24 protein-coding genes and 1 pseudogene are annotated in these 24587 nt (G+C 60.6%); 14 read left to right on the top strand and 11 right to left on the bottom strand.

The genetic code is table 11. From position 1 onward, the window contains the following. The first annotated feature begins 189 nt into the window (after positions 1 to 189). The gene (locus QMK58_RS19415) at positions 190 to 3603 is read left to right on the top strand and encodes an Ig-like domain-containing protein (RefSeq protein WP_053164350.1); all 3414 of its coding nucleotides are present in this window, start codon (positions 190 to 192) and stop codon (positions 3601 to 3603) included. Positions 3604 to 3772: 169 nt separating this feature from the next. Continuing rightward, positions 3773 to 5848, top strand: coding sequence for a C1 family peptidase (locus tag QMK58_RS19420; RefSeq protein ID WP_320395277.1), 2076 nt, complete (start codon positions 3773 to 3775; stop codon positions 5846 to 5848). Positions 5849 to 5861: 13 nt separating this feature from the next. On the opposite strand, the gene QMK58_RS19425 is transcribed toward QMK58_RS19420, so the two are convergent. The 3 genes from QMK58_RS19425 to QMK58_RS19435 form a co-directional block, all read right to left on the bottom strand. After that, entirely contained in the window at positions 5862 to 6431 is a 570-nt protein-coding gene (locus QMK58_RS19425; RefSeq protein ID WP_053164353.1) for a YceI family protein, read from the bottom strand. A gap of 129 nt (positions 6432 to 6560) precedes the next feature. Then, on the bottom strand, positions 6561 to 7238 hold the full coding sequence (locus QMK58_RS19430) for a phosphoribosyltransferase (RefSeq protein WP_053164355.1): 678 nt from the start codon (positions 7236 to 7238) through the stop codon (positions 6561 to 6563). A 119-nt stretch (positions 7239 to 7357) separates the two neighbouring features. Continuing rightward, entirely contained in the window at positions 7358 to 8716 is a 1359-nt protein-coding gene (locus QMK58_RS19435) for an MATE family efflux transporter (protein WP_053164357.1), read from the bottom strand. Between the two features lie 445 nt (positions 8717 to 9161). On the opposite strand from QMK58_RS19435, the gene QMK58_RS19440 reads away from it, so the two are divergent. From QMK58_RS19440 to QMK58_RS19485, 10 genes are all read left to right on the top strand, one after another. After that, positions 9162 to 9434, top strand: coding sequence for a hypothetical protein (locus QMK58_RS19440; protein ID WP_053164359.1), 273 nt, complete (start codon positions 9162 to 9164; stop codon positions 9432 to 9434). A gap of 122 nt (positions 9435 to 9556) precedes the next feature. Continuing rightward, positions 9557 to 9961, top strand: a complete 405-nt coding sequence (locus tag QMK58_RS19445; RefSeq protein WP_320395278.1) for a hypothetical protein — start codon at positions 9557 to 9559, stop codon at positions 9959 to 9961. After that, a complete protein-coding gene (locus tag QMK58_RS19450) occupies positions 9955 to 10647 on the top strand; it encodes an RES family NAD+ phosphorylase (protein ID WP_320395279.1) in 693 nt (230 codons plus the stop codon). Before QMK58_RS19445 ends, QMK58_RS19450 begins: the two co-directional genes overlap by 7 nt. A 159-nt stretch (positions 10648 to 10806) precedes the next feature. Then, a complete protein-coding gene (locus tag QMK58_RS19455) occupies positions 10807 to 11130 on the top strand; it encodes a hypothetical protein (RefSeq protein ID WP_053164365.1) in 324 nt (107 codons plus the stop codon). Positions 11131 to 11241: 111 nt separating this feature from the next. Further along, a complete protein-coding gene (locus QMK58_RS19460) occupies positions 11242 to 11532 on the top strand; it encodes a hypothetical protein (RefSeq protein ID WP_053164481.1) in 291 nt (96 codons plus the stop codon). A gap of 80 nt (positions 11533 to 11612) precedes the next feature. After that, entirely contained in the window at positions 11613 to 12188 is a 576-nt protein-coding gene (locus QMK58_RS19465) for a chorismate mutase (protein WP_053164367.1), read from the top strand. A gap of 221 nt (positions 12189 to 12409) precedes the next feature. Further along, the gene (locus QMK58_RS19470; protein ID WP_053164369.1) at positions 12410 to 12784 is read left to right on the top strand and encodes a hypothetical protein; all 375 of its coding nucleotides are present in this window, start codon (positions 12410 to 12412) and stop codon (positions 12782 to 12784) included. After that, positions 12781 to 12981: a helix-turn-helix transcriptional regulator gene (locus QMK58_RS19475; protein ID WP_053164371.1), complete on the top strand. Its 201-nt coding sequence runs from the start codon at positions 12781 to 12783 to the stop codon at positions 12979 to 12981. Before QMK58_RS19470 ends, QMK58_RS19475 begins: the two co-directional genes overlap by 4 nt. 7 nt (positions 12982 to 12988) lie before the next feature. Then, positions 12989 to 13711 carry an SGNH/GDSL hydrolase family protein gene (locus QMK58_RS19480; RefSeq protein WP_053164373.1) on the top strand — a complete coding sequence of 241 codons (723 nt, stop codon included), beginning with the start codon at positions 12989 to 12991 and terminating at the stop codon, positions 13709 to 13711. A 16-nt stretch (positions 13712 to 13727) separates the two neighbouring features. After that, the gene (locus QMK58_RS19485; RefSeq protein WP_053164375.1) at positions 13728 to 14156 is read left to right on the top strand and encodes a nuclear transport factor 2 family protein; all 429 of its coding nucleotides are present in this window, start codon (positions 13728 to 13730) and stop codon (positions 14154 to 14156) included. A gap of 139 nt (positions 14157 to 14295) precedes the next feature. Here QMK58_RS19485 and QMK58_RS19490 read toward each other — a convergent pair. The 3 genes and pseudogenes from QMK58_RS19490 to QMK58_RS19500 all read right to left on the bottom strand — a co-directional run. Next, positions 14296 to 14408 (bottom strand): annotated as a pseudogene (locus QMK58_RS19490) (agmatine deiminase family protein); the annotation flags it as partial. Then, entirely contained in the window at positions 14368 to 14784 is a 417-nt protein-coding gene (locus tag QMK58_RS19495) for a c-type cytochrome (protein ID WP_053164377.1), read from the bottom strand. The gene QMK58_RS19495 and the pseudogene QMK58_RS19490, both read right to left, overlap by 41 nt. A gap of 285 nt (positions 14785 to 15069) precedes the next feature. Then, entirely contained in the window at positions 15070 to 16008 is a 939-nt protein-coding gene (locus tag QMK58_RS19500; protein WP_320395280.1) for a Ppx/GppA family phosphatase, read from the bottom strand. A gap of 438 nt (positions 16009 to 16446) precedes the next feature. Between QMK58_RS19500 and QMK58_RS19505 the strand changes: the two genes are divergently transcribed. Continuing rightward, positions 16447 to 16764: an NIPSNAP family protein gene (locus QMK58_RS19505; RefSeq protein ID WP_053164381.1), complete on the top strand. Its 318-nt coding sequence runs from the start codon at positions 16447 to 16449 to the stop codon at positions 16762 to 16764. Position 16765: 1 nt separating this feature from the next. Here QMK58_RS19505 and QMK58_RS19510 read toward each other — a convergent pair whose 3' ends face one another. The 5 genes from QMK58_RS19510 to speB all read right to left on the bottom strand — a co-directional run bounded on the left by QMK58_RS19510 (position 16766) and on the right by speB (position 23473). Next, entirely contained in the window at positions 16766 to 17224 is a 459-nt protein-coding gene (locus tag QMK58_RS19510) for a GNAT family N-acetyltransferase (RefSeq protein WP_320395281.1), read from the bottom strand. Between the two features lie 168 nt (positions 17225 to 17392). Next, positions 17393 to 19081, bottom strand: a complete 1689-nt coding sequence (gene betA, locus QMK58_RS19515; protein ID WP_320396552.1) for a choline dehydrogenase — start codon at positions 19079 to 19081, stop codon at positions 17393 to 17395. Between the two features lie 32 nt (positions 19082 to 19113). Beyond that, positions 19114 to 20688 (bottom strand): purine-cytosine permease family protein, encoded by a 1575-nt coding sequence (locus QMK58_RS19520; RefSeq protein ID WP_320395282.1) that lies wholly within the window; start codon positions 20686 to 20688, stop codon positions 19114 to 19116. A 218-nt stretch (positions 20689 to 20906) separates the two neighbouring features. Then, positions 20907 to 22418, bottom strand: coding sequence for an aldehyde dehydrogenase family protein (locus QMK58_RS19525; protein WP_053164386.1), 1512 nt, complete (start codon positions 22416 to 22418; stop codon positions 20907 to 20909). A gap of 53 nt (positions 22419 to 22471) precedes the next feature. Then, positions 22472 to 23473: an agmatinase gene (gene speB, locus QMK58_RS19530; protein ID WP_053164389.1), complete on the bottom strand. Its 1002-nt coding sequence runs from the start codon at positions 23471 to 23473 to the stop codon at positions 22472 to 22474. A 152-nt stretch (positions 23474 to 23625) separates the two neighbouring features. Between speB and QMK58_RS19535 the strand changes: the two genes are divergently transcribed. Next, positions 23626 to 24540 carry a LysR family transcriptional regulator gene (locus QMK58_RS19535; protein WP_053164391.1) on the top strand — a complete coding sequence of 305 codons (915 nt, stop codon included), beginning with the start codon at positions 23626 to 23628 and terminating at the stop codon, positions 24538 to 24540. Positions 24541 to 24587 lie beyond the last annotated feature (47 nt).

Raw genomic sequence — 24587 nt, forward strand, 5'->3', positions numbered from 1 at the left:
GGAAAAACGGGGGGGAAATGGGTATAAGCCTGCCGTTCTTTTCCCCGTATCTGCGGAAAATTCCCCACCTGACAACGGGTTAGACGTCTCAACAAATTGATACAAATGGGCTTTTTGTTTTGGCTCGGGTTTTGCTGATATCGAATTGCTAGCGCCAGCCCTGCACCGGCGAGCCCCGAGAGAACCATCATGAAAAACATACCCGAGTACCCATCGTTCGGCTTTCTCCGGAGGCCGAGCATCACCGCCGCGCTACTGCTCAATATCAACCTTGGCAGCGCCCATGCTGTACCACTGGACGATGTCAGCCAACCGCCCCCGACAGACCCCTCGTATTACTCAAATCCGCCCGCGGATCCCGCGGCCGCCGCCGCCGCGCTGGAAGCCCTGAAAACCATGCCGGAAGCCAACCAGGGTGCAATTGCCCTGCCCAATGGCGTCTATGGCACCCGCACCACGCCAACAGCCGAAAACGTACTGCCGCCGGCCCTGCAGACCTCATTCAAAATCCCCACTAACGGCAAGCCCAGCCCCTTGTTCGGGGCCCAGCCGTACACCCAGCAATTGCTGTTGTTCGAAGAATTCGGCACGGAAAAACTCGACCCTACCCTGCCCGCGCCACCGCTGACGTTCCCTGTGCCCACCGCCGGCCCGGCGCCGGTGCAAGACCCGGACAGCATCGCCCGCAGCGGCCCGTCGAGTTCGGCACTGGAAGCCTTCATGCGCCAGCCGGGGCTGTACCCGTTTCCGTCGCAGTACTCCAACGTGCTGGACCGCAACCCGTGGAAAGCGCAGATCGAAGCCTTCCTCAACCGCCACCCGGTCGGCTCGCCCGCCGAAGGTCGTCCGCCAGGAAAGGGTTGGTCGCACCAGCGCTGGAACGAGTTCTACCCTCAGGTCGCGTTTAAAACCGTGCAAGCGGGCGCCAAACTCAATGGCGGCATGCGCGACCGCAGGCAGCTGCACAACTACGCCGTCGGTGAGTTCGGGCCTGGCGGTCTCTACTACCAGACCTCGGACATTCCAACCACAACAGGCACGACCAAAGGCATCGACACGCGCTTTCACCCCAGCATGCCGATCCAGAACCACAAGGCACTCTGGACCTTTGACGGCACCTTTCCGGCAAAACTGCTGATGGTGCGATACGGTCAGCCTGTATTGATGCGTCACTACAACGCCCTGCCGATCGACCCTGCGGCCAACATGGGGTTCGGCCTGCACACCATCAGTACTCACGAACACAACGGTCACAACCCGGCAGAAAGCGACGGCTACACCAACGCGTATTTCTTTCCGGGGCAGTACTACGACTATCGCTGGCCGATGCAACTGGCCGGCTATGACACCATCAACACCGACGCCCATGACCCGCGCGCGGCGTTCCCCTGCGCCCCGGGTGAAACCCTGTTCGTCAATGACGCCAGCCCGGGCCTGAAAACCTGCGACAACGGCACCATCAAGATCCGCGGCGACTGGCGCGAAACCATGAGCACCCACTGGTTCCACGACCACATGCTCGATTTCACCGCACAAAACGTCTACAAGGGCAACGCGGTGATGATGAACTACTACAGCGCCCTGGATCGCGGTAACGAAGCGATCGAAGACGGCGTCAACCTGCGCCTGCCCAGCGGTTCGGCGTTGCCTTGGGGTAACCGCGACTACGACGTCAACCTGCTGGTGGCCGACAAGGCCTGGGACGCCAATGGTCAACTGTGGTTCAACCCGTTCAACACCGACGGCTTTCTTGGCGATCAGATCCTGGTCAACTGGCAGTACCAGCCGCGCTTGAAAGTGCGGGCGCGCAGCTATCGTTTCCGTATCCTCAACGGCTCGGTGTCACGCTACTTCAGGATTGCGCTGGTGCGTGAAATTGCCGGTACCGGTGGCGAGTTCCCAGGGCCGGCAGGTTCCGGCGTGTCCTATGCCCGCGTGCCCTTCCACATGGTCGGCAACGACGGCAACCTCATGGAACACGCCGTGCCCTTCGACGGCAGCATGGACCTGGATGGCGACGGCGATAAACAGGACCACAACGCGATCCTGCCTACCCAGGGCATCGCCGAGCGGTTCGATATCATCGTCAACTTCGCGAAAAACGGGATCAAGGTCGGCGACAAGCTGTACTTCGTCAACTTGATGGAACACCAGACCGGCAAGGGTCCGGAGGACGATCCACTGAGCCTGGCCGACGTGTTGTCCGAACAGTACAAAGCGGTGATCAAACAGGGCAGCAAAGGCCCTGAATGGGACAAAGGCGACCCTGTGGTGGGCAAATTCATGCAGATGATCGTCCAGCCTTATTCCGGCACGGATGTCAGCATGAACCCCGCCGACTATGAACCTGCCAAACCGGGTAAAGCGGCCGGCAAAACCATGATCCCGCTGACCCTCAATCGTGACGATCCGGTGGTGCAAGCCAAGCTGAAACAGGCCCGCCATCGCGAGTTCATCTTCGGCCGCTCCGACGGGACCGACGAAGCTCCGTGGACCATCAAGACGGACGGTGGTTTCGGATACTCCATGGACCCTCGCCGGATCGACGCGGCGCCGCAACTGGCCAACGGCCCGACCGATGGCGGCTACAGCGGCGACGGCACGCTGGAAGTATGGAAAATCGTGAACGGTGGCAACGGCTGGAACCACCCGGTGCATGTGCACTTTGAAGAAGGGATCATCCTCAGCCGCGACGGCAAGGCGCCGCCGGAATGGGAAAAAGGCGCGCGCAAAGACGTCTATCGCATCGGCGAAGGCATCGACAGTTCGGTGGATGTGGAGATGGCGATTCACTTCCGCGAATTCGCCGGGACCTACATGGAGCACTGCCACAATACCCAGCACGAAGACAACTCGATGCTACTGCGTTGGGATATCGAGAACCCGGGTCAGTTCCAGTTGATGCCAACGCCCCTGCCTGGCTGGGACGGTGTCACCTACGTCAACTCCGCTGCCCTGCCAACCTTCCGCAGTGGCGAAGGCCCTGGCAATGACGACGATGACGTGACCAACAAAAAACCCATCGCCCTCAACGACAGTGCCACCAGCAGCAACGGCCAACCGGTGACCATCAACGTCCTGGCCAACGACAGTGATCCGGACGGCAACGTACCGCTCAAAGTCGTGGGCCTGGCGCAACCGGACTCCGGCCAGGGCATGGTCAGCACCGATGGCGTGCGAGTGGTCTACACACCGCCGGCCACGATCGCCGCAGCGTTCACCGCGTCCTTCACCTATCAGGCCAGCGACACCAAGGATGCGCTCTCGGATCCGGCGACGGTCTCGGTGTCGGTCACCGCTGCGCCGACGGTCAACGAAGACCTGGTGATCAGTAGCGCCGCGGTCACCTCCCGCAGTAACAGTCGCTACACCTGGGATCTGACGGGCACCACCTCGCGCGGCACAGGCAACACCATCACGGTGAAAGTCTCGACCACTGCCGGGTTACTCAACCTTGGCACGGCGACCCTCACGCCAATCGGCACCGGCGCTCGCTGGCGGGTGTCGGTCACGACCACCGGCGCCGGCCCGTCGCCGAACCCGACCGCGACCGTCACCTCGTCGCTCGGCAAGACCGTCACGGCACCGATAGCGGCGCACTAAAACGGCCTTGATGAACACCCGGTCCATGCAATGTGGACCGGGTGTCTGTCGGCAAGCCTTGAAACCTCGTGCACATCATCTACCGTTTTGTGACGCGCCATTGCAGGTGCCTGCGCGCCAGCAATGGCCATCACTGAACCCGCGACTGCCGAGTTTCCAAGGAGCCACGATGGCCACCTCACCTCGCAAGGCTGCACCCGCCCGCGCCAGCACCCCAAAACCCCAACCCAAATCCAAACAGCGCACCAGCCGCGCAAAAGCCAGCGCCGAACACCTTGCCCGGCGTCGCCCGGTCTGCCCCGATCAACTGGATCTGCGTGACCGCCTCTACCAGCCACCTGTCGGCCTGCAACCGGCCAAGTCGCTGTTGCCGGCGCACTGGATGAGTATCAAGAACCAAATGCAGACCAATGCCTGCACCGGTTTCGCCTTGTCGACGGTCATCGAATTTCTGCTGAGCAAAGGCCAGCGCGAAGACAAGCCGGGCATTTCGCCGTTCATGCTCTACAGCATGGCGCGGCGCTACGACGAAATTCCCGAAGCACCGAACCCCGACCCCAAGCTGTCCGACAGCGGCTCGACCCTGCGCGGCGCACTTAAAGGCTGGTACAAGCAAGGTGCCTGCGCCTCCTATCTGTGGCCGAACCTTGACATGCCCGCCGCCACCAACCGACCCGACACCGATTGGTGGATCGACTCGGTGCAACGCCCGCTCGGTGCGTATTATCGGGTCGACCCGTTGTCGATCAGCGACATGCACGTCGCCCTCAATGACCTCGGCGTGTTGTACGCCAGCGCCGCTTGCCACTCAGGCTGGACCATCGCCGCCAGCGAGGCTGCGCAACTCGCCGCACCGCCTGCCACGTGGGACGACTATTGGCGCATCCCCTGCCAGAAAGCCGAACTCGACGACGGCGGACATGCCTTCGTGATCGTCGGCTACAACCAGGACGGCTTTCTGATTCATAACTCGTGGGGCAGCGGTTGGGGCAGCGCCGGCTACGCGATCCTCACGTACTCCGACTGGCAGCTCAACGCCATGGACTGCTGGGTGCCACAACTGGGCGTGGTCACCGCCGAACACATGGCGATTTCCCAAGCCTCGACGCTACGCGAAACCCCGGCGGGCAACGTGGTGGTCGCCACCTCGGATGTGCTGGCCAACCGTGAAATCAACCCGTTCATCATCGACCTGGGCAACAACGGCGAACTGAGCCAGACCGGTGATTTTCGCACGCGCCCCGAAGACGTCGAGGACCTGGTCGACTTTCACCTCGGCGAAGCCCGCAAACGCTGGGGGCTGGCGGCCAACCAGGCGATCGACATCGCGCTCTATGCCCATGGTGGGCTCAATGACGAAAAAACCGCGGCCGCCGCCGCCAAACAATGGGTGCCGCTGCTCTACGAAGCGAAAATTTTCCCGATCTTCCTGATGTGGGAAACCGGCGCCATGCAGACCATTCTCAACCTGATCGTCGATGCCTACCGGCAAGTACCGCGCAGTACCGGCGGGGTCTTTTCGGAACTGGGCGATGCGGTCAAACAGTTTTATGACAAACGCCTGGAACGTGCCCTCGCCACGCCCGGCACACTGTTATGGGGCGAGATGAAGCAAAACGCCGATGCCTTGAGCGGCAACCCGCGCAGCGGTTTGCAAATTTTGCAAAAGGCGTTCCTTACCTCCGGCAAGATCGGCAAGTTTCGCCTGCACCTGATCGGCCACTCGGCAGGTTCCATCGTCCACAGTTTCATCATTGATCGCCTGGCGAGCGCCGGGCTGCGATTTGCCTCCCTGAACCTGATGGCACCCGCCGTGCGCGTCGACACCTTCGAGCGTTTGGTTATGCCGCACCTGATCAGCAAAACCGTGGACAACTGCCTGCAATTTTCCCTGACCGACATGGCGGAAAACCAGGACCCGACCTGCCGCCCTTACCTGCGGTCGTTGCTGTACCTGGTGTCCGAGTCGTTCGAGGCCGGCGTGCGCACGCCGATTCTGGGCATGGACAAATACATCCACGCTTCGCCGGTGTTCAACCTGCCCAACTTCACCTACATCACCACACCGTCGAATGCGTCAATCAACGCAAGCCACGGCGGGTTCGACAACGACCGACCGACGCAACGGCGCATTGTTGAACAAGTGCACAAAAGCCTGGCGAACATCAATGGTTCGGCGGGACAGACGCCGGTCGGGGCGAAGGCACCGGCGGCCAAACCAAAAAAAGCAGCGGCGCGCAAATGACGGGGGGATCGCTTCACCGCTGCGGCGCCACCATGCGAAAACGAATGTTGATGTCGTTGGACACCATGCTGTCCGCCCACTCCCCCTCGCCCATCTTGAAATCGTCGCGCTTGAGGATCAGTTCGCCATCGAAAATGCCAATGGCGTTCTCTGATTTGAGCACCACCGGCACAATCACCTGCCGCGTCTGACCTCTGAGGGTGAGGTTGCCAGTGAAGGTGTAGCGGTCGTTCCCGAGGTCCTGAATGGCCGTCGACTCGAAAACGGCCTTGGGAAAGTTTTGTGTGTCGAACCACGCCGGTTTTTGCAGTTCGGTCTTGGCGTCGCTGCTGTCGATATCAATGCTCGCCAGGTCAATCGTCAGCGCGGCATGGGCGACGGCGGGGTTTTGCGTATCAAATTCGATTTGCCCTTCGAACTTGCCGAAGGTGCCATAAACCTTCGAACCCATCTGCTGATAGGTGAAACTGATGGTGCTGGCCGTGTTGTTCACGGCGGTGTATTCGACGGCGTCGGCACGCGGCACAACGCCAAGCGTGGCAACGCCGGCCAACGCGACGAAACGCAGTATTCGAGGGTTCATCGGACTCTCCGGGCGGGCTCCCGTCATGAGTTGCAGCGCTGTACACCGATCGGCATCAAAAGGACTTAAGCAAACAATCGACGTTTATTCCACTTCGAGCGCCGATTGACGACCACCCTTCAATCCACCTCAATCTGTCCTGTCTGCCTCCCGTTGCCACGCCCGCTGCAACAACGCGATCACCTCGGCATCGCTGGTCTGGGTAAAGTCCATGTACCAATGGCCAATCGAGGTAAACCATTCGGGCATCAACGGGCAGATCAGCTCATCCACCTCACGGCGCAGCGCCTCTGCCGTCTCGATCGGCGCCACGGGCACGGCCACCACGATGCGCGAGGGTGCCTGCGAGCGCAGCGCATGGATCGCTGCCTTCATCGACGCGCCGGTCGCCAGACCGTCGTCGATCAGGATCACCACCTGGTCCTTGAGCTGCACCGGTGCCCGGTTTCCCCGATAAACCTGTTCCCGGCGCAGCAACTCGCGGGTTTCCCTTTCGACCACGGCCTCGAACGCGGCCGGGGCCATCGGGTAACTGCGCAATGCTTCTTCGTTGCGGATCTGAATGCCGCCACTGGCAATCGCGCCCATGGCGTACTCCGGACGCGACGGCACGCCGAGCTTGCGCACCAGCATCAGGTCAAGGCGCAGGCCCAGCGCCGTGGACACTTCATAGGCCACCGGCACACCGCCACGGGGCAAGGCCAGAACGATGACGTCAGAGCGATGCGCGTAAGGCTGCAGCGGCTCAATCAAACGCCGCCCGGCCGCTGGCCGGTCTTGCAGGATGGAATGGGACAAGGGGCTCATGGAAAACCTCCCCAGGCGATCACGCCTGTCGGTGACTCCCCCACCAATGGATTGTCGGTTCGACAATGGTTGCCATCAAGCCCCGCGAACATCAAAGCCACCTGAGGGAGCCACCCTGCCTACACCAAACGCTCAATCTTCTGATGCTGCCACACCAGTTTGTAGTACAGCGTCTGCAACGCCAGCATCCCCAGATACGCCACCGGAAATGCCATCCACACCCCTTGCAGCCCGAACTTCGCATCCAGCAAATAAGCCGCCGGCAACTGCACACCGACCACGCAGACAATGGAAATCGCCACCGGCACCATCACCGTGCCGCTGGCGCGCATGATGCCGCCGATGATCGCCTGGAAGCCAAACACCAACAGGCTCCAGAGCATGATGTGCAGCAGATGCTCAGCCATGTTGAGCGTCGCCTCCTCAGTGAGGAATGACGCCAGCAACCAGCTCGACAACAAGTAACCCAACACCACCAGACCACCGGTCAAACACACATTGATCATCAGCCCGGTCTTCAGGATCGGCCCAATGCGCTCGATGCGCCCGGCCCCAATCGCCTGCGCCCCGAGGATCGACGCGGTGATCGCAATCGACAGCGCCGGGAATTGCACGTAATTGACGATCTGCGTCACCGCGCCATACGCCGCTGTCGCCTGGGACCCATGCTGGTTCACCAGCGCCAGAATCACCAGTTCCGACAACGACAACACCACCATCTGCAACCCTGTGGGCAAGCCGATGCGCAGCACCTTGCCGAGGATCGTCATGTCCAGGCGCATTGCGGCAAAGAACTCACGGTCCGGTGCCAGCGGATGCCCTTTGCGGAGCAAGCGCCACGCCAACAACGCCATCGCCACCAGATTCCCCGCCAGCCCGGCAAACGCTGCGCTCTGAATCCCCATCGGAGGAAAACCCAACCAGCCACGGATCAGCGCCGGTGTCAGCGCCAGCCCGACAATGGTCGACACCACCAGCGCCAACAGCGGCGACAACGTATCGCTGACCCCGCGCAGCAACTGCGTGAACAGTACAAACACCAACAGCGACGGCATGATCCACAACATCACATGGGCGTACGCCACCGCATCGTCCAGCACGTCCGCCGGCGTACCCAACCCCACTAAAGCCGAGCGCGCAAACACACTCCCGACCACCGCCGCCACCAACCCGATCAGCACCCCCAGCAACAATGTCGCCCCGGCAATCGCCTTCACCAGATGCGTCTCCCGCGCCCCCCACGCTTGCCCGATCAACACCCCCGCACCCGCGCCGAGGCCGATCACCAGGGCGATGAAGAAAAACACGATGGGGAACATGCCGGACACCGCCGCCAACGCTTGCGTGCCGAGCATCTGGCCGATGTAGATGCTGTTGACCGTGCCGGACATCGATTGCAGGAAGTTCGACAACACCATCGGGGCGAGGAAAAACAGGTAGGTTTTCCAGAGGGGGCGTTGGGGGTTCGGGTTTTGCATGGGGGGAAAGATCCATCTTGACGGCGGGAGCGATGATTAAGGATAGCGTGGGTGGCTGAATCCAAGGGGCGAAGACCATCTCAGGTCTGTGGTTATATTTCCAGTGACGATATGTGAAAGGTCTGAAGTTTTATCAGTGCAAGTCCTACACGAAGCTCAGAATCCCTCACCTTCCCGCGCTGATCCCGTGCGGCTTATAGTCGGCGCCGTCGCCCAAATGGCGATTCGGGTTTGGCGACCTGACTTCAGAGAATGCGAAGGCTATCCGCTTTATTGCAGGTATCATCGCACCCGCAAAGCCGCTGTTATGGCGGCTGTGCGCGGGAGACTTTCGGGTCTGCCGGTTTTCTCTGTTGCCGGTTCGCCAACCTGCGCACAGCTGCCACCCAATCGTTTGGCGACGACTGCGTGACGGCCTTGAGCCAATCAAACAGAGATCTTCAAAATGAATCGATACATGCCCCTCACCGGAATCGACCTGGTTCCGGCCTCCCTGCTCATCGACACCCAAGCCCCCCTCGACGTCCTGCAAGCCATGGCGGATTACCGCATTCGTACAGTCACGCAGGTGCTGGAAAACATCGCCTATCGATCCGAACTCGGATGCGACACGGTGGTGCTGGAGGACTTTTCCAGGCTTCTGGTGATTGCGTTGCGCGATGGCTGTGATTTGATGGATGTGATTGGTCGGCGGTTGCGGGCGCAGGCTGCGGGGTAAAGAAAAACGGCGAACGTCTCACTGGTGATTCTCGATGGGAATTTTCCGTCGGTCGAACCAACTTGATCTACAGATTCAGATTAACTATCTTTGAATCTACGGAATCAAAGTAGATATTGATTATGGCCGTTCCTCTGCAACTCCAATCCTTCACCAAAAACCAATGCGTCACCGGCCTGCGCGCTGCCGTCGGCATTCTGGAAAAGTGGAAAGCCAGCGGCGATCAAGCCTGCCGCATCCTGCGCATCTCGCGCAGCACTTACACCCGCGCACGACAGCATGATCCCGAGTGGGCGGTGGCGCTGGATGCGGATCAGATGCAGCGCATCAGTTTTGTGCTGAACATTCACGGGACGTTGCGCCTGGTGTTCGATAACCCGGACAACGTCTACGGCTTTGCGTCGATGGCCAATGACAATGATTTTTTCAATGGCCGCAGTCCGCTGGAGATCATGGCGCAGGGCGACATGGTTTCGTTGTATGAAACCTTCCGCCGCATCGACATGCTGCGGGGCGCGCAATGGTGACCGTGGGTAAGTTGCCGACGTTTGCCGGGCAGGCGTTGCAGGCTTATCGGCTGGTCAATTCGAAGTTTCCCCCCATTGCCCTGTTCGATGACGTGGCGGATGCGGATGAATTCGAGATGTTGTTCGAGATTCAGGCGCTGACCAATCCGCGCTTGAAGAATGAAGTGGGTCAACTGGAGTTGATTCCACGGCGCGAGATTCCGTTCGGGATCACGGGTTGCTCCTATGCGACGGCGCCGTTTACCCACGTGAACCCGGCGGGCTCGCGGTTCAGTGATGGCAGTTTCGGGGTGTTGTACCTGGCGGACTCGATGGAAGCGGCGCTGGCCGAGGTGCGGCATCACCAGAGCCTGTACTGGTCGAAGGTGCCGAGCCTGAACTACGAGCGCTTTGTGTTCCGGGGATTGTCTTGTGCCTTTGTCGATGCCGGGATGAATGACGCTACGGCACTGCCGATGACGGACCCGGTGTATGCGCCGGATGATTACAGCGTTTCCCGGCGCCTCGGCCGGGAGGTCAGGAAGGCCGCTTGCCCCGGTTTGCGCTATCGCTCGGTGCGTTTGCCGGGCAGTGATTGCTGGGCGCTGATGACGCCGCGACCGGTGACATCGATTGTGCAAACCGCGCATTACGAAATGGTGTGGAACGGGCAGATCACCAGTGTCAGTCAGATCAGCGAGGCTTGAACTCTTGCGAAAGTGCTGTGGCGAGGGGTGCTTACGCCCAGAGATTTCGATCCATCGCTGGCATCGATAGTCACCATCATCTCAATGAAGTTCTCATAAAAAATCCGCGGCGTAACATCGGCTCCATACCCACCCATAAGCACCCCGGAGCACACCCTCATGAAACGCCAAACCCTTCTCGGTATCGCATTCTCGGTTTTTGCAGTCAACGCTTTCGCCGCTAACTCTGCTCACCCGGTTGTCGCTGAAGGCGGCTCGGATCGTCTGATTGAAAGCCGTGTGGCTGAGGGTGGTTCGGATCGCTTGATCGAGCATCGTGTGGCGGCTGATGGCTCCGACAAACTGATCGAAAACCGCGTCGCTGCTGACGGCTCCGACAAGCTGATCGAAAACCGCGTCGCCGCTGACGGCTCCGACAAACTCATGCAAAACCGCGTCGCCGAAGGTGGTTCGGATCGCCTGATCGAAAACCGCACCGCCTGAATGCTGTGCTCTAACGCAGGACTCAACGAAAAAGCCCGGCCTTATCAGCCGGGCTTTTTCTTGGGCGACTGGTCTATCCTGTGCCTCCCCGAATTCAAGCCGGAGACACCCGTGCCCCCCCTCACCGCCCGCGAGGTTTATCAGCAACTGCGTGATGCCGCCCAAGGCATTCGCGCTTTCGAGCGTGTCGATCAATCGCCGGAATCGACTCATGTACAGGTCGACATCGATGGCTGGCGCCTGATACTCGAGGTCGACGGCAAACACCTGCGCCACTGTTTACAGGGGCGAAGCCCGGATGGCCGCGAGTATGCGTTCGACAATGGGCAACGCTTCGGCACCGATCCGGTGAGTCTGCTCAGTACCTGGGAATTGGCGCAGATCGAGCGGTTGCTGGGCTGAATGCTTCGCAGCCTATCGTTCGTCGGTTGCCTTGTGTTACACAGGCGCAAGTGAATTCAGCGTCCAAGGAGGTTCTGTCCATGCCCCGCTCCCCATGCCTGCCGCACCTGCTGACGAGTGCCTTTCTTGTCTGCCTCGCCCATGGCGCCCAGGCGAGTGCACCGCCTCCCGCGCCCGATGCCTTGCAACCGCTGTTGGCGACGATGAACGAGCGCTTGCAGATCAGTGAGCAAGTGGCGCTGACCAAATGGGACAGCGGCAAGCCGATTCAGGACAGCGCCCGGGAAGCGCAAGTGATTGCCAACGCCCGCAAGCAGGCCGCCCAGCGCAAACTCGACCCGGACGATGTCGCCGACCTGATCGCCGCGCAGATCGAAGCCAGCAAACTGGTGCAGTACGGTCGCATCGCCCAGTGGCAAGCTGCGCACAAGGCGCCGGATACGCCCCGGCCAAACCTCGAGACCGAGATCCGACCAAAGCTCGACAAACTGCAAATCACTTTGCTCAAGCAATACGCCGCGTTCCTGCCCTACCGCAACGACCCGAATTGCCCGCAGTGGCTGGCCAAAGGGCGTTCTGCGTTGATCAAGGATTACCTGCACGGACAGGCGATGATTCGGGCGACGGGTGAGTTGTGTGTGGTGGACAAGCATTGAATTCTCAGCGGATCTAGTTCCGAACCAGTGTAGGGGTGAGCATGCTCCGGGCGGCGTTCCGACGAAGGAGGCTAACGATAACGCGTGTGACCGCTTACACGCGGCGCTCTCAAGTCCATCGCGAGCGTGCTCGCTCCTACAGCTGTCGTATGTAAAACACCCTTTACATCCGGAAAAACTCCGGCGAACATGTAAAGGGTCTTTTACATCAGGAGGATGCAATGAAACGCTTTTATATGGAAATGGGCGCGGCGATGGCGCTGTACACGATACTTTTGATCACTTCGCTGATCTTGCTCAAAGACCAGCAGGACATGGCGATTGCGCTGAAGATCATCATCACCCTGCTACCGATGATCCCCGCGGGGCTGATGTGCTGGGCGGTGGTGCGCAACATGCGCACGCTGGACGAAATGCACCTGCGCATCCAGTACGAAGCCCTGGGTTTCGCCTTTGCCGCGTCGGCGCTGCTGACGTTCACCTACGGTTTTCTGGAAAACGTCGGCTTTCCCCACGTGTCATGGGTCTGTGTATGGCCGGTGATGGGCTTGATGTGGATGGTCGGGCTCAGGCTGGCCAAGCGACGTTATCAATGAACAACTGCCTCAAGGAACTGCGCGCCGAACGCAAGTGGTCGCAGGTTGATCTGGCGGCGCTGCTGAAGGTTTCGCGGCAGACGATCAATGCCATCGAAAACGGTCGTTACGATCCCAGCCTGCCGCTGGCTTTCCAGATCGCCCGGGTCTTTGCGTTGCCGATCGAAAGCATTTTCGACGATGAGTTCTCCGGATAATCCCCTCATGAGCCACGTTGAAACCCTGGCCAAAATTATCCTCGGCCCGCTGCTGTTGGCCCAAGGGCTGTATACCCGCCGGGTGACGCCCAGGTTGCCGGAGGCTGCGGGCGAGCGTCAGGGTGTGGCGGGCATCGGCGATGCCCTGCGCCTGTTGATCGTCGGCGACAGTGCGGCGGCGGGCGTTGGTGCTTTGACTCAGTGTGACGCCCTCAGCGGCCGGTTGGTCGGGCGTTTGGCGGCTGACTTTCGTGTGTCGTGGAAACTCTGGGCGCAGTCGGGTCTGGATTCACAAGCATTACTCGACTTGCTTCAACAGCACGCGCCAGAGCCGTTCGATGTGGTGCTGCTGTCGATTGGTGTCAACGATGTCACCAGCGCGCTCTCACTGGATCAGTGGTTGATCCGGCAGCGACAACTGATGGCGCTGTTGTGCGAAAAATTCGCTGTGCAGCAGATTGTCGTCTCCCCGCTTCCACCGATGCACCTGTTTCCCGCATTGCCACAGCCGCTGCGCTGGTACCTGGGTTTTCGAGCCCGTCGTTTCAACGCGCATCTGGCGCAACTGGCAGCCAACGTGGATCAATGTACGATGCTCAGCACCCCGCTCGCACCCGAGGCGGGGTTGATGGCCAGCGATGGTTTTCATCCGGGACCAATGATTTACAGTCAATGGGCGGACGACGCAGCCCAGGTCATCCACCAGCGTTTTCGAAGCAAACAACAATAAAAAACAGGAGTTGAACATGGCCGAACTGAACTTGAACGCCAACGTTGCCGTCACGCTCGAGCAGTGGCACGAAATGATCAGCCGCAAGGACCTGAGCGCCCTGCCCGAGCTGCTCGACCCGCAAGCGGTGTTCCGCTCGCCGATGGCGCACACGCCGTATCCGGGTGCGCCCGTGGTATCGATGATTCTCAATACGGTGATGAACGTGTTCGAAGACTTTGCCTATCACCGCGAGCTGGCAACCGGGGATGGCTTGAACGTGATTCTCGAATTCAGCGCCAGGGTAGGTGAAAAGGAGCTGAAGGGCATCGACATGATTCGCTTCAATGACCAGGGCAAGATTGTCGAGTTTGAGGTGATGGTGCGGCCGTTGAGTGGCTTGCAGGCACTGGGTGAGCAGATGGGGCAACGGTTGGGGGCTTATCTGAAAGCCAGTAAAGCCTGACCCACCAAAGCCCCCTGTAGGAGCAAGCTTGCTCGCGATGACGGGGGGTCAGTTTGCATCTTTATGGACTGATCCACCGCTATCGCGAGCAAGCTTGCTCCTACGGTTTTGTGTGGTGCCGGAAATTGAGGGCAACCGATCAGGCCAGCGGCTGATGACTGGTCACACAGTGGATGCCGCCCCCGCCCGCCGAATATTGAGCTGCACCACTTCACGGTCCGGGTAGAGCTCGGACAGTAGATCGTAGGCCTTGGGCCGGGAAGGTTTGCAGGTAGGCCAGCAGGTCTTCGATTTTTTCCGGATCGCTGAGGCCCCAGAAAATCATGCGGGTGCCGGGCACGACTTTCTTCGGCGCCTCGAGGTAGGCGATCAGGGTTTCGCGGTCCCAGACCAGGTTGGCGGACTTCATCGCATCGGAATACACGTAGTCCGTGGTGACGGCGGATTGGCGACCGATCACGCCATTGAGCTGCGGGCCGAAGAAGGCGCGAGCCGATTCGCCGATCTGGTGGCAGCCGCTGCAGAGGCGCTTGTAGACTTTCTCCCCGGCCTGTACATCGCCGGCAGCAAGGGCGGGAGTGCTGAGCACGAGCGCTGAGTAGAGGATCAATGCGGCGATGTTCTTCATGTTCCGGTTCCGGACTGCGATTGCTGGCTATTGGAACATGACGGCTACGGATATCCAAAACGGTCAGGTGAACGCCAAACCTGTAGGAGCAAGCTTGCTCGCGATGAGGGCGTATCAGACAACGGATTATTCATTGACCCACTGCTATCGCGAGCAAGCTCGCTCCTACAGGGGTTACCTTTTGGTTCGGGAGGCAATGAGTTCGATCGCTTCCTGAATCAATGGTGCGGACACGGGCCTGGGTTTCCCCGCGTCAGCCTCCCAGTTCCTTGATGCGCTCGTCGATCAGCCCCGAGGTTTGCTCATCAACCCATGCAGCACGCCGAACCGCAGACCCGGCTCAGACGCCGTCATATGCGTGATCCCCAACACTTTGAACGCCGCCAGCATCACCACCAGACCACCGGGCAACATGCTCATGCGATGGGTGGGCAGGCCTGCCAACTTGAGGTGCTTGACGTGTTTGACTTCCAGCAGGCGCAGGGACAGGCGCAACAGTCCGCCGTAAGTGATGCCGCTTTGTCCCTCGTCATTCAAGCCGTTGGCCTTGAGCACCTTGGCCAGCATCCGCGCGGTGCCTGACGAACCAATCGCTTGCTGCCAGCCCATGACGCGGTAACGGCGGGCGACTTGCTCGAACTGCAACGTGGCCACGCGCTCGGCCTCCTGCAGCGCTTGAGCCATGATCCGCCCGCCGTAAAAGTAACGGGCGCCAAAAGTCCCGCTGCCGATGGCGATACTCTCGGTGCTGAGCACCCGGTCGCCACGGCCGATGATCATTTCCGTCGAACCGCCGCCGATGTCCACCACCAGCCGCGTGCTTTGCGCATCCGGCAGCGTGTGGGCCACACCGGCGTAAACCAGTTGTGCTTCTTCATGCCCGGAAATAACGTCAATGCGAAACCCCAGGTGACGCTCGGCGGTGGCCAGGAACAGCGGTGCATTGTCCGCCTCGCGCACTGCGCTGGTCGCCACGGCCCGCACGCGAACCGCCTCGAAACCGCGCAGTTTCTTGCCGAATCGCGCCAGCGCCTGCCAACCGCGATCCAGCGCCAGTTCATCCAGCGCCCCACCCTGGAAACCCTCCGCCAACCGCACCGGTTCACGCAGGGTTCTGACTTCCAGGATAACCATCTGCTGGTTGCGCCGTACCGACTGGCCAATCATCATGCGAAACGCATTGGAGCCCAGGTCGATGGCGGCAAACAGGGGGACGTCTTTCATAAGGGTTCCTTGCAAGTTCGTCTGCCGGCCGATTTCTGGTCGCCGGGCACTCAGGACGGTTTGCGAGGATCTTGCACCCTCTTCGATGACATCCAGATGACAGCACCGGCCATCCGCTCAATTGTTCATCCGTCATCGAATTGTCATGTACCGGGCGCCATACTCGGCCTATCAAATGCGTGCTTTATCTTCCGCTGCCACTTAAGGCAGCTTTTTTTTGCCCGCAATTTCTTCAAATCGCCCCCCTGTAGGAGCGAGCCTGCTCGCGATGGACTCAGATGCGCCACGGCTAGCCAGATAGCACGCGTAATCGTTGGCGACCATCGCGAGCAAGCTCGCTCCTACAAGGGATCGCCGGGTATTCACTAACATTTGTCGATTGCGCGCTGCGTTGATTACAGTGGCGACTGCCCACACAACGTGACAAGGAACGAAGCAATGGTGACCTGCTACCTGAAGTACGTGCTTGACCCTTACCAGCTCGAAGCGTTCGAGCATTACGGCAAGTTGTGGATTCCCCTGGTGGAAAAATTCGGCGGCCAGCACCACGGCTATTTTCTGCCGTCGGAGGGCGCCAACAACATCGCCCTGGCGCTGTTCACCTTCCCGAGCCTGGCGACGTATGAACATTACCGCCAGCAGTCGATGGACGATCCAGACTGCATCGCCGCCTTCAAGTACGCCGAGGACAGGAAGTTCATCCTCAGCTACGAGCGTTCATTCATGCGGCCGGTGTTCGGCGATCAGGCACGCTGATTCAGGCTTTCCTCAAATCCAGCCCATAGGTGTAGTAACCGGGATCGCGCACCCAGCCCAGTGATTCATACAGTCGCTGGGCGGTGAAGTTGTCGGTGGCGGTTTCCAGAGTCATGCCTTTGCCACCGGCCAGCTTCACAAAGTCGCGAGCGGTGTTCATCAGCAGCGTGCCGACGCCTTTGCCCCGGGCGGCAGGTGTGGTGAACAGATCACCGAGCAGCCAGGTGCGATGGGCGTCGATGGAGGAAAAGGTCGGGAACAACTGGACGAAGCCGAGGTTTTCACCGTCAGCGTCCTGGGCAAGAAAAATCACCGATTCATCCCGGGCGATACGCTCGGCGATGAAGGCGCGGGATTGCGCAAGGTTCGACGGCTGCTCGTAGAACATCCGGTAAGCGTCAAACAAAGGGGCGATTTGATCGATGTGCGATGCGTCGGCGCGCAGGGCCTGAATAGCCATGAGGTTGCTCCATTGCGGTCTCAAGGAATTACAGACTAGCAATGGCAACGGAACAACGACGTAATATTTTCCGACGAAGATCACCCGTAGGAGCCGGCTTGCTGGCGAACCAGGCGACTCGGTGTGTCAGGCCGGCCGCCATCGCCGGCAAGCCAGCTCCTACAAGGGTTACACGCGCACGTTACGCCCCGGCAACGAAGTGCGCTGACTGCTTTCCCAGCCTTCGACCAGACCCACCGGCACATCCGCAGACGGCAACATCTGTGCACCACGCACCAGATCGGAGGCACGCTCGGCAAGCATGATGGTCGGCGCATTGAGGTTGCCGTTCGGCTCGGTCGGGAACACTGACGAATCGATCACCCGTAGCCCGGCGATGCCGCGCACGCGCAACTCGGAATCGACCACCGCCATATCGTCCTCGCCCATGCGGCACGAACCGCACGGATGGTAGGTGCTTTCCAGGTTGTCGCGCACGAAGGCGTCCAGGTCTTCATCACTGGTCACCTGGGCGCCCGGGGCGATCTCACCATCACGGAAGCGGTCCATGGCTTTCTGGCCGATGATCTCGCGGGTCAGGCGAATGCAACGACGGAAGCCTTCACGGTCCTCTTCCCGCTCCAGGTAGTTGAAACGGATTTCCGGATGCTCGTACGGATCGGCCGAGCGTACGCGCACATAGCCGCGACTTTTCGGCTTGTTGGGACCTGTGAGCACCATGAAGCCATGGCCCTTGATCGGCTTGTTGCCGTCGTAGCGCATCGCTGCCGGCAGAAAGTGAAACTGGATGTCCGGCCAGCGCAGGCCTTTCTCGGAGCGGATGAAACCACCGGCCTCGAAGTGGTTGGTGGCGCCCAGGCCGTCCTTGAACAGCAACCAGCGCAGGCCGATCATCAGCTTGCTCAGCGGGTCCATCTTGTTGTTGAGGGTCACCGGTTCCTTGCAGCCGAACTGGATGTACACCTCGGCATGGTCCTGCAGGTTCTCCCCTACGCCCGGCAGGTCATGCCGCACGCCGATCCCGGCCTTGCGCAGGACGGCCGCCGGGCCGATGCCCGAGCGTTGCAGCAGGTGCGGCGAGCCGATCGGCCCGGACGAGATCAGCACTTCGCGGTTGCAGTACACCTGGTGGGTCTGCCCCCCGTGGTCATACATGACCCCTACCGCACGCTTGCCTTCGAGGATGACCTGACGGGTCATCGCATGGGTGACCACCGTCAGATTCGGACGGCCCATGGCCGGGCGCAGATAGGCGTTGGCGGTGGAGCAGCGCACACCGTTTTTCACGGTCATGTGCATCGCGCCAAACCCTTCCTGCATGTAGCCGTTGCAGTCTTCGGTCTTGATGTAGCCCGCCTCCGCCCCAGCTTCCACCCAGGCCCCGTACAGCGGGTTTTTCATGTGATTGCCGTTGGTGGTGTGCAGCGGCCCGGTCTGCCCGCGATAGCTGTCGCCACCCGATTCATAACTTTCTGCGCGCTTGAAGTACGGCAGGCAGTTGCGATAGCCCCAGCCTTCGGCACCCAGGGATTCCCACTCGTCAAAATCCAGTGCGTGCCCACGGATGTACACCAGCCCGTTGATCGACGACGAACCGCCCAGCACCTTGCCCCGGGGGCAGTGAATGCGTCGGCCGTTGAGGTGCGTTTCCGGCTCGGTTTCGTAGCGCCAGTTGTACTTCTTGGTGTTCATCGGGATCGAGAATGCGCTCGGCATCTGGATCACTACGCTCTTGTCACTGCCGCCGAACTCCAGGACCAGCACCGAGGTCGCCGGGTCTTCGCTCAGGCGGTTGGCCAACACACAACCTGCCGAGCCTGCGCCAATGATGATGTAGTCGTATTTTTGCGTAGCCATTTTTTGCGTGGTCATTCTTTGCGTGGTCATAGTTATCTCCCGACCGTCGATTCAGTGAATACCGGCAGTGGCTGCTGTTTGTGGGTCAGCGTGTCGCCAGTGGTGTATTGAGGAGAGGTTTTCTCGATCTGCTGGATCACCACTTCTTCGTGTTTGAGATCGATCGAGCGGCTCAGCCAGTAATACGCCACGCCCGAGACGATCAACCCGACCAGCCAGGCGATGTCGATGCTGCCCAGCGCTTTGGCGAGAGGGCCGACATACACCTCGCGTTGTTCAACGCCGTCGAAGATGTAGAAGAACGGGATCATCGAGATAAAACCGATGGCATAGGCGGCGATTCCGCGCAGGCCCCAGCTGCCGTAGATGTTGCCGTGGGGCATGAAGAAGTGCGGGATGGCGTAGCGGCCCTTGCGCACGAAGAAGTAGTCGGTAAGGTTGACCGAGGTCCAGGGCACCAGGAAGTACAGCATCACCACCAGGTAGATGCCGAGAACCGACAGGCCTTTGCCCGTGCTCTGGATGCTCAGGGCCACGCCCAGTTGCAGCAGGATCACGAAGCCGATGGCCAGGATGCGGGCCTTGCGGGTGGGTTCGATGTGTTTGATAGAGTCGACGCAGGTCAGCGTGGTCAGCTTGGCGCTGTAGATGTTCATCGCGATCACCGGCAGGAACGCCAGGATGGTGACCACCACCACCGCCGTACCCACCAGCGGCGACACGGTGTTGCCGACTTGCCCGAGGGCTACCAGCACGTCAGTGGAGTGCAGGTGATCGGCCAGCCAGCCACCCACGGAAATCATCCACGCACCGGACAGCGATGCCCCGAGGAACACCACGGCGATCAGCTTGCCGCTGGAGGTGTTCTTCGGCAGGTAGCGCGAGTAGTCCGACACATAAGGCGCATAGGCGATGTTGTAGCTGGCGGCCGCCGCAAACTGCGCAATGAAACCGGTCCAGTTGAAACCCAGCGGCTCACGGGCCACTTCGCCTTCTGCGAGTGCCGGCAGCACCGCATCCGGCACCCAGCCCATCACCACCGCCACGGTCACCAGGCCATACAGCGGCAATGACAGAAACAGCGCCCATTTGAAGCTGCGGTGCATCCAGTCATGGCCGAGAATCGCCAGCACCGCCGCCGGAATGGTCACCGCCACCGCGATCACCGCCGGGTTGAACCCGAACAGCGTGTGCAGCCCCTGCATCATCAGCACCAGGTTGACAATGTTGAAGCCGGCGAACACGAACAGCGTCGCCAGCAGCACCAGGATCACCCCGCGATAACCGAACTGCGCCCGTGACTGGATCATCTGCGGCAAGCCAAGGTGCGGGCCTTGCGAACCGTGAAACGCCATGAACAGCGTGCCGAACATGATGCCCAGCGTACCGGCGAGCGTGGTCCACAGCGCGGTCAAGCCGACGCTTGGGCCGACGAAGCCGATGGTCATGGTGAAGAAGGTGAAGTTGCCGAGGAACCAGAACGGGCCTTGGCTGGCCAGTTTGTCGGTGCGCTCGTTTTCGGGGATAAAGTCAATCGAATGCCCCTCGACGACAGACTTTTCGTCGAGGGCAGGCACGCTCGTGGCGGACTTGGCGTTAGTGTTCATGATGGACTCTTATTGTTGGAAGATCATGACGAGATAACCGCGTTGTTTCGGGTGAACGACGCCCGTTGGGCCTCCATGCCGTTCCTGATGTTCAATGGTGTAAAACCTGTAGGAGCGAGCCTGCTCGCGATGGTCGCCAACGATAATGCTGGCAACCTGACACCCCGTGGTGTACTGGGGTTCATCGCGAGCAGGCTCGCTCCTACAAGGGGCTGGTGTCAGCTTGGCAGCGTGATCCACACCGCCTTGGTTTCGAGCAGGTAGTCGAGCTGCTCGGCGCCCAGGTCTTTGCCAAACCCGGACTGCTTGTAGCCACCGAACGGCATCGATGGATCAAGGGTGCCGTGGGCGTTGACGTAGACCGAGCCTGCCTTCAAGCGTGGAATCAGGCTGTGCACTTTGCCCAGGTCGTTGGAGTACAGTGCCGCCGCCAGGCCGTAGGGGGAGTCGTTGGCCAGGTCCAGCGCGTCTTCCTCGTCGTCGAACGGTGCGGTGACCAGCACCGGCCCGAAAATCTCTTCCTGGACGATGCGCATGTCATTGCGGCAGTTGGCAAAAATGGTCGGCTCGACGAAGAAGCCAGGGCCATCGACCGGTTGACCGCCGTAGACCAGTTCGGCGCCTTCGGCCTTGCCGGTTTCGATGTACTCGGTCACACGCTGCTTTTGCAGGGCCGAGACCAGCGGGCCGATGAAGCAATCAGGATCCAGGCCCGGAGCCATTTTCAGGGTGCGCGTGTAGGCGATCAGTTCGCGCAGGAATTCGTCGTAGACACTGCTATGAATATAGGCCCGTGTACCGGCGTCGCATACCTGCCCAGAGTTGAAAAACACGCCGTTGGCGACTGCCTGGGCAGCGGCCGGGATGTCGGCGTCGGCGCAGACGATGACCGGTGATTTACCGCCGAGTTCGAGGGTCAGGCGCTTCATGTCATCCAGCGCTGCGCGACCAACCGTCTGGCCGACCGGAGTCGAGCCGGTGAAGGTCAGTTTGTCGATGCCCGGGTGAGTAGCCATGGCGGCACCGACCACGCTGCCGCGCCCGGTGACGATGTTGATCACGCCGTCGGGGATGCCCGCTTCCTGCACCAGTTCAGCAAAACGCAGGGCCGACAACGAGGTCAGTTCAGCAGGCTTGACCACTACGGTGCAACCGGTCGCCAGCGCCGCGCCGAGCTTCCAGGCCATGGTTTGCAGCGGGAAGTTCCACGGCACGATGGCGCCGACCACACCGACCGCTTCCTTGCGGGTATAGGCCAGGTAATTGCCCGGCAGCGACGGCTCGACGGTGCGCCCGTGAAGCTTGGTGGCCCAGCCGGCGAAGTAACGCAAGGTATCGACGGTGCCCTGGATGTCCACGTCCTTGGCGAAGGCAACCGATTTCCCCATGTCGATGGATTCGATTTCCGCCAGCTCGGCAGCGTTCTGTTCGATCAGGTCAGCCAGGCGCTGCATCATGCGCTCGCGTTCGGCCGGTTTGGCCTGACGCCAGGCGCCACCGTCGAACTGCGCACGGGCAGCCTGCACAGCGCGGTCCAGGTCGTCGGTGGTGCCCATGGGAATGCGGGTGATCAGGCCTTCGGTCGAAGGTTCGATCACATCGGACGTCTGGCCGTCGCTGGCTTCGACCCAGGCACCGCCGATGAACATTTTCTGGACCTTGCTGAGGAAGGTCTGGGTGGCTTCGCTGACGCCGAATTTTTGCAGGTAACTCTTGACGATCGTATCCATTTTTATTCTCTCTGCCCGGCAGTCAGAGCCTGCCGGGTCTCTGGTTTCGATGTTCAGGCTGGAGTCGATTCGCTCTCGGCGGCGGCCCGCACCTTGCCCCGCTCGTGGAAGATGAAACCGATGCTGTTGAGCAGCAGTTGCGCGGCGAGGATCGAGGTCATGCCGGTCGGGTCGTAGACCGGTGCCACTTCCACCAGGTCCATGCCGACGATGTTGCCTTTGCTGCGCTTGGCCAGGGCCTGGATGATTTCCAGCACTTCGTAGTAGAGGAAACCGCCGTGGCTCGGGGTGCCGGTGCCGGGGGCGATGGACGGGTCGAAACCGTCGATGTCGATGGTGATGTAGTAGTTGATGTTCTGCGGGATCAGCGCCAGCACACCTTCGACCCCGAGACGGCGAACGTCGCGTACCGAGAGGATTTTCGAACCTGCTTCATGAGCCGCTTCGTAGTCGTCGCGGTTGGACGACGAGACGTTGCGGATGCCCATCTGGGTCATGCCGACGATGTGATTCATTTCCGAAGCGCGGCGCAGCGGGTTGCCGTGGCCGTAGCGAACACCGTGGCGTTCGTCGACGAAATCCAGGTGCGCATCGAAGTGAATGATGTGGATCGGACCGCGGCCTTCGAAGGCCTTGATCACTGGCGCGTGCACCGAGTGGTCGCCGCCGAGTACCACCGGCATCACGCCGGCATCGAGGATCTTGCGCACGGCGTATTCGGTGTTCTTGTTGCTGGTGACCATGTCGGTGTGGACGATGTCGGCATCACCGACGTCGACCATGCGCACGTCCGATGCGGTGAGGTACATCACGTCATCTTCGTGATCGTAGGCGCCAGCGTGGCCGAAGGAAAACAGCGTCGATGCTTCACGAATCCCGCGTGGTCCGAAGCGTGCACCGGAGCGCCACTGGGTACCCATGTCATTGGGTACGCCAAGCACCGCGACGTCGGCATCCAGTGCATCCCAATCGGTGCACACCGGGGATTTGCCAAAGGTGCAATGACCCACGAATGGCAGGTTCAGACGACCGGATTCATAACCGTTGTTCGACATTTCTAGCCTCTCCACTTCTTGTTATCGGCTTGGCGGAACTGCAAGGCGACCGCCGTTGGAAAGACTATGGGCGCAGGTTTTCGTGGAAAAAATGCTAAACATCAGATACTCATATCGGCATTACCGATGCATCCACAGGCGGGAGGTTCCAGGTGATTCAACTGCACGATGTCGATCTGAAGTTGCTCAGGGTGTTTGCCACGATTGTCCGTTGCGGCGGGTTTTCCGCCGCACAAGCCGCGTTGAACGCCGGGCAGTCCACCATCAGCGAACAGATGACCCATCTGGAAACCCGCCTTGGGGTCAAGCTCTGCCAGCGCGGGCGCAGCGGCTTTCGCCTGACCGAACAAGGGGTGGCGATCCATGAAGCCACCCAGCGCCTGCTGTCGGCGGTGGAAAATTTCTGCATGGACGCCGACGTGCTCAAGCAGCACATCAGCGGCAAGCTCAACCTGGGAATCATCGACACCACGATCACCGACCCCGACTCGCCGATCCCGCGCACCACCCAGCGCTTCGTTTCACGGGGCCATGACGTGCACCTGAACGTGTACGTCGGCACCCCGGCGGAACTGGAAGAACGGGTACTCGACGGCCGCTTGCACCTGGCCATCGGGCACTTCCCGATCCATGTGCCGGGGTTGTTGCAATCACCGCTGTACCAGGAAGCTTTGGGCTTGTATTGCGGACGGCGCCACCCGTTGTATGGCAGTCAGGCTGAAGGTGAGGAGTTGCTCGAAGAAGTCGCTGCGGGGCGGATTGTCGTGCGCGGCTACATGCAGCAACACGACCTCGAACACCTGGGCGTGAGCAAGGCGGCCGCCACCGTGGACAACATCGAGGCCACCGCGATCCTGATCATTTCCGGCGCCTACCTGGGTTTTCTGCCCGAGCACTTCGCCGCCCAGTGGGTCAAGAACGGCGAGATGCACCAGTTGGCCCCGACGAGCCTGCTCCTGAAATCGCCGTTCGATGTGATCACCCGGCGCGGCACGGCACCGCCGCCGATCCTGCAAGCGTTCCTTGAGGATCTGGCCACCAGCGCCCGTAAAACCGGCCAGCCGTGATGTGACACTCGCCAAATTCAAATTTTGCCGGGCATACTGATTTTAGT

This window comes from Pseudomonas sp. P8_241, assembly GCF_034008315.1.
Taxonomy (GTDB): domain Bacteria; phylum Pseudomonadota; class Gammaproteobacteria; order Pseudomonadales; family Pseudomonadaceae; genus Aquipseudomonas.

What these genes read in the sequence shown, in the direction of transcription:
- QMK58_RS19415 (WP_053164350.1), top strand. Translation starts at nt 190, where the DNA reads ATGAAAAACATACCCGAGTACCCATCGTTCGGCTTTCTCCGGAGGCCG.
- QMK58_RS19420 (WP_320395277.1), top strand. Translation starts at nt 3,773, where the DNA reads ATGGCCACCTCACCTCGCAAGGCTGCACCCGCCCGCGCCAGCACCCCA.
- QMK58_RS19425 (WP_053164353.1), bottom strand. Translation starts at nt 6,431, where the DNA reads ATGAACCCTCGAATACTGCGTTTCGTCGCGTTGGCCGGCGTTGCCACG.
- QMK58_RS19430 (WP_053164355.1), bottom strand. Translation starts at nt 7,238, where the DNA reads ATGAGCCCCTTGTCCCATTCCATCCTGCAAGACCGGCCAGCGGCCGGG.
- QMK58_RS19435 (WP_053164357.1), bottom strand. Translation starts at nt 8,716, where the DNA reads ATGCAAAACCCGAACCCCCAACGCCCCCTCTGGAAAACCTACCTGTTT.
- QMK58_RS19440 (WP_053164359.1), top strand. Translation starts at nt 9,162, where the DNA reads ATGAATCGATACATGCCCCTCACCGGAATCGACCTGGTTCCGGCCTCC.
- QMK58_RS19445 (WP_320395278.1), top strand. Translation starts at nt 9,557, where the DNA reads ATGGCCGTTCCTCTGCAACTCCAATCCTTCACCAAAAACCAATGCGTC.
- QMK58_RS19450 (WP_320395279.1), top strand. Translation starts at nt 9,955, where the DNA reads ATGGTGACCGTGGGTAAGTTGCCGACGTTTGCCGGGCAGGCGTTGCAG.
- QMK58_RS19455 (WP_053164365.1), top strand. Translation starts at nt 10,807, where the DNA reads ATGAAACGCCAAACCCTTCTCGGTATCGCATTCTCGGTTTTTGCAGTC.
- QMK58_RS19465 (WP_053164367.1), top strand. Translation starts at nt 11,613, where the DNA reads ATGCCCCGCTCCCCATGCCTGCCGCACCTGCTGACGAGTGCCTTTCTT.
- QMK58_RS19470 (WP_053164369.1), top strand. Translation starts at nt 12,410, where the DNA reads ATGAAACGCTTTTATATGGAAATGGGCGCGGCGATGGCGCTGTACACG.
- QMK58_RS19475 (WP_053164371.1), top strand. Translation starts at nt 12,781, where the DNA reads ATGAACAACTGCCTCAAGGAACTGCGCGCCGAACGCAAGTGGTCGCAG.
- QMK58_RS19480 (WP_053164373.1), top strand. Translation starts at nt 12,989, where the DNA reads ATGAGCCACGTTGAAACCCTGGCCAAAATTATCCTCGGCCCGCTGCTG.
- QMK58_RS19485 (WP_053164375.1), top strand. Translation starts at nt 13,728, where the DNA reads ATGGCCGAACTGAACTTGAACGCCAACGTTGCCGTCACGCTCGAGCAG.
- QMK58_RS19495 (WP_053164377.1), bottom strand. Translation starts at nt 14,784, where the DNA reads ATGAAGAACATCGCCGCATTGATCCTCTACTCAGCGCTCGTGCTCAGC.
- QMK58_RS19500 (WP_320395280.1), bottom strand. Translation starts at nt 16,008, where the DNA reads ATGAAAGACGTCCCCCTGTTTGCCGCCATCGACCTGGGCTCCAATGCG.
- QMK58_RS19505 (WP_053164381.1), top strand. Translation starts at nt 16,447, where the DNA reads ATGGTGACCTGCTACCTGAAGTACGTGCTTGACCCTTACCAGCTCGAA.
- QMK58_RS19510 (WP_320395281.1), bottom strand. Translation starts at nt 17,224, where the DNA reads ATGGCTATTCAGGCCCTGCGCGCCGACGCATCGCACATCGATCAAATC.
- betA (WP_320396552.1), bottom strand. Translation starts at nt 19,081, where the DNA reads ATGGCTACGCAAAAATACGACTACATCATCATTGGCGCAGGCTCGGCA.
- QMK58_RS19520 (WP_320395282.1), bottom strand. Translation starts at nt 20,688, where the DNA reads ATGAACACTAACGCCAAGTCCGCCACGAGCGTGCCTGCCCTCGACGAA.
- QMK58_RS19525 (WP_053164386.1), bottom strand. Translation starts at nt 22,418, where the DNA reads ATGGATACGATCGTCAAGAGTTACCTGCAAAAATTCGGCGTCAGCGAA.
- speB (WP_053164389.1), bottom strand. Translation starts at nt 23,473, where the DNA reads ATGTCGAACAACGGTTATGAATCCGGTCGTCTGAACCTGCCATTCGTG.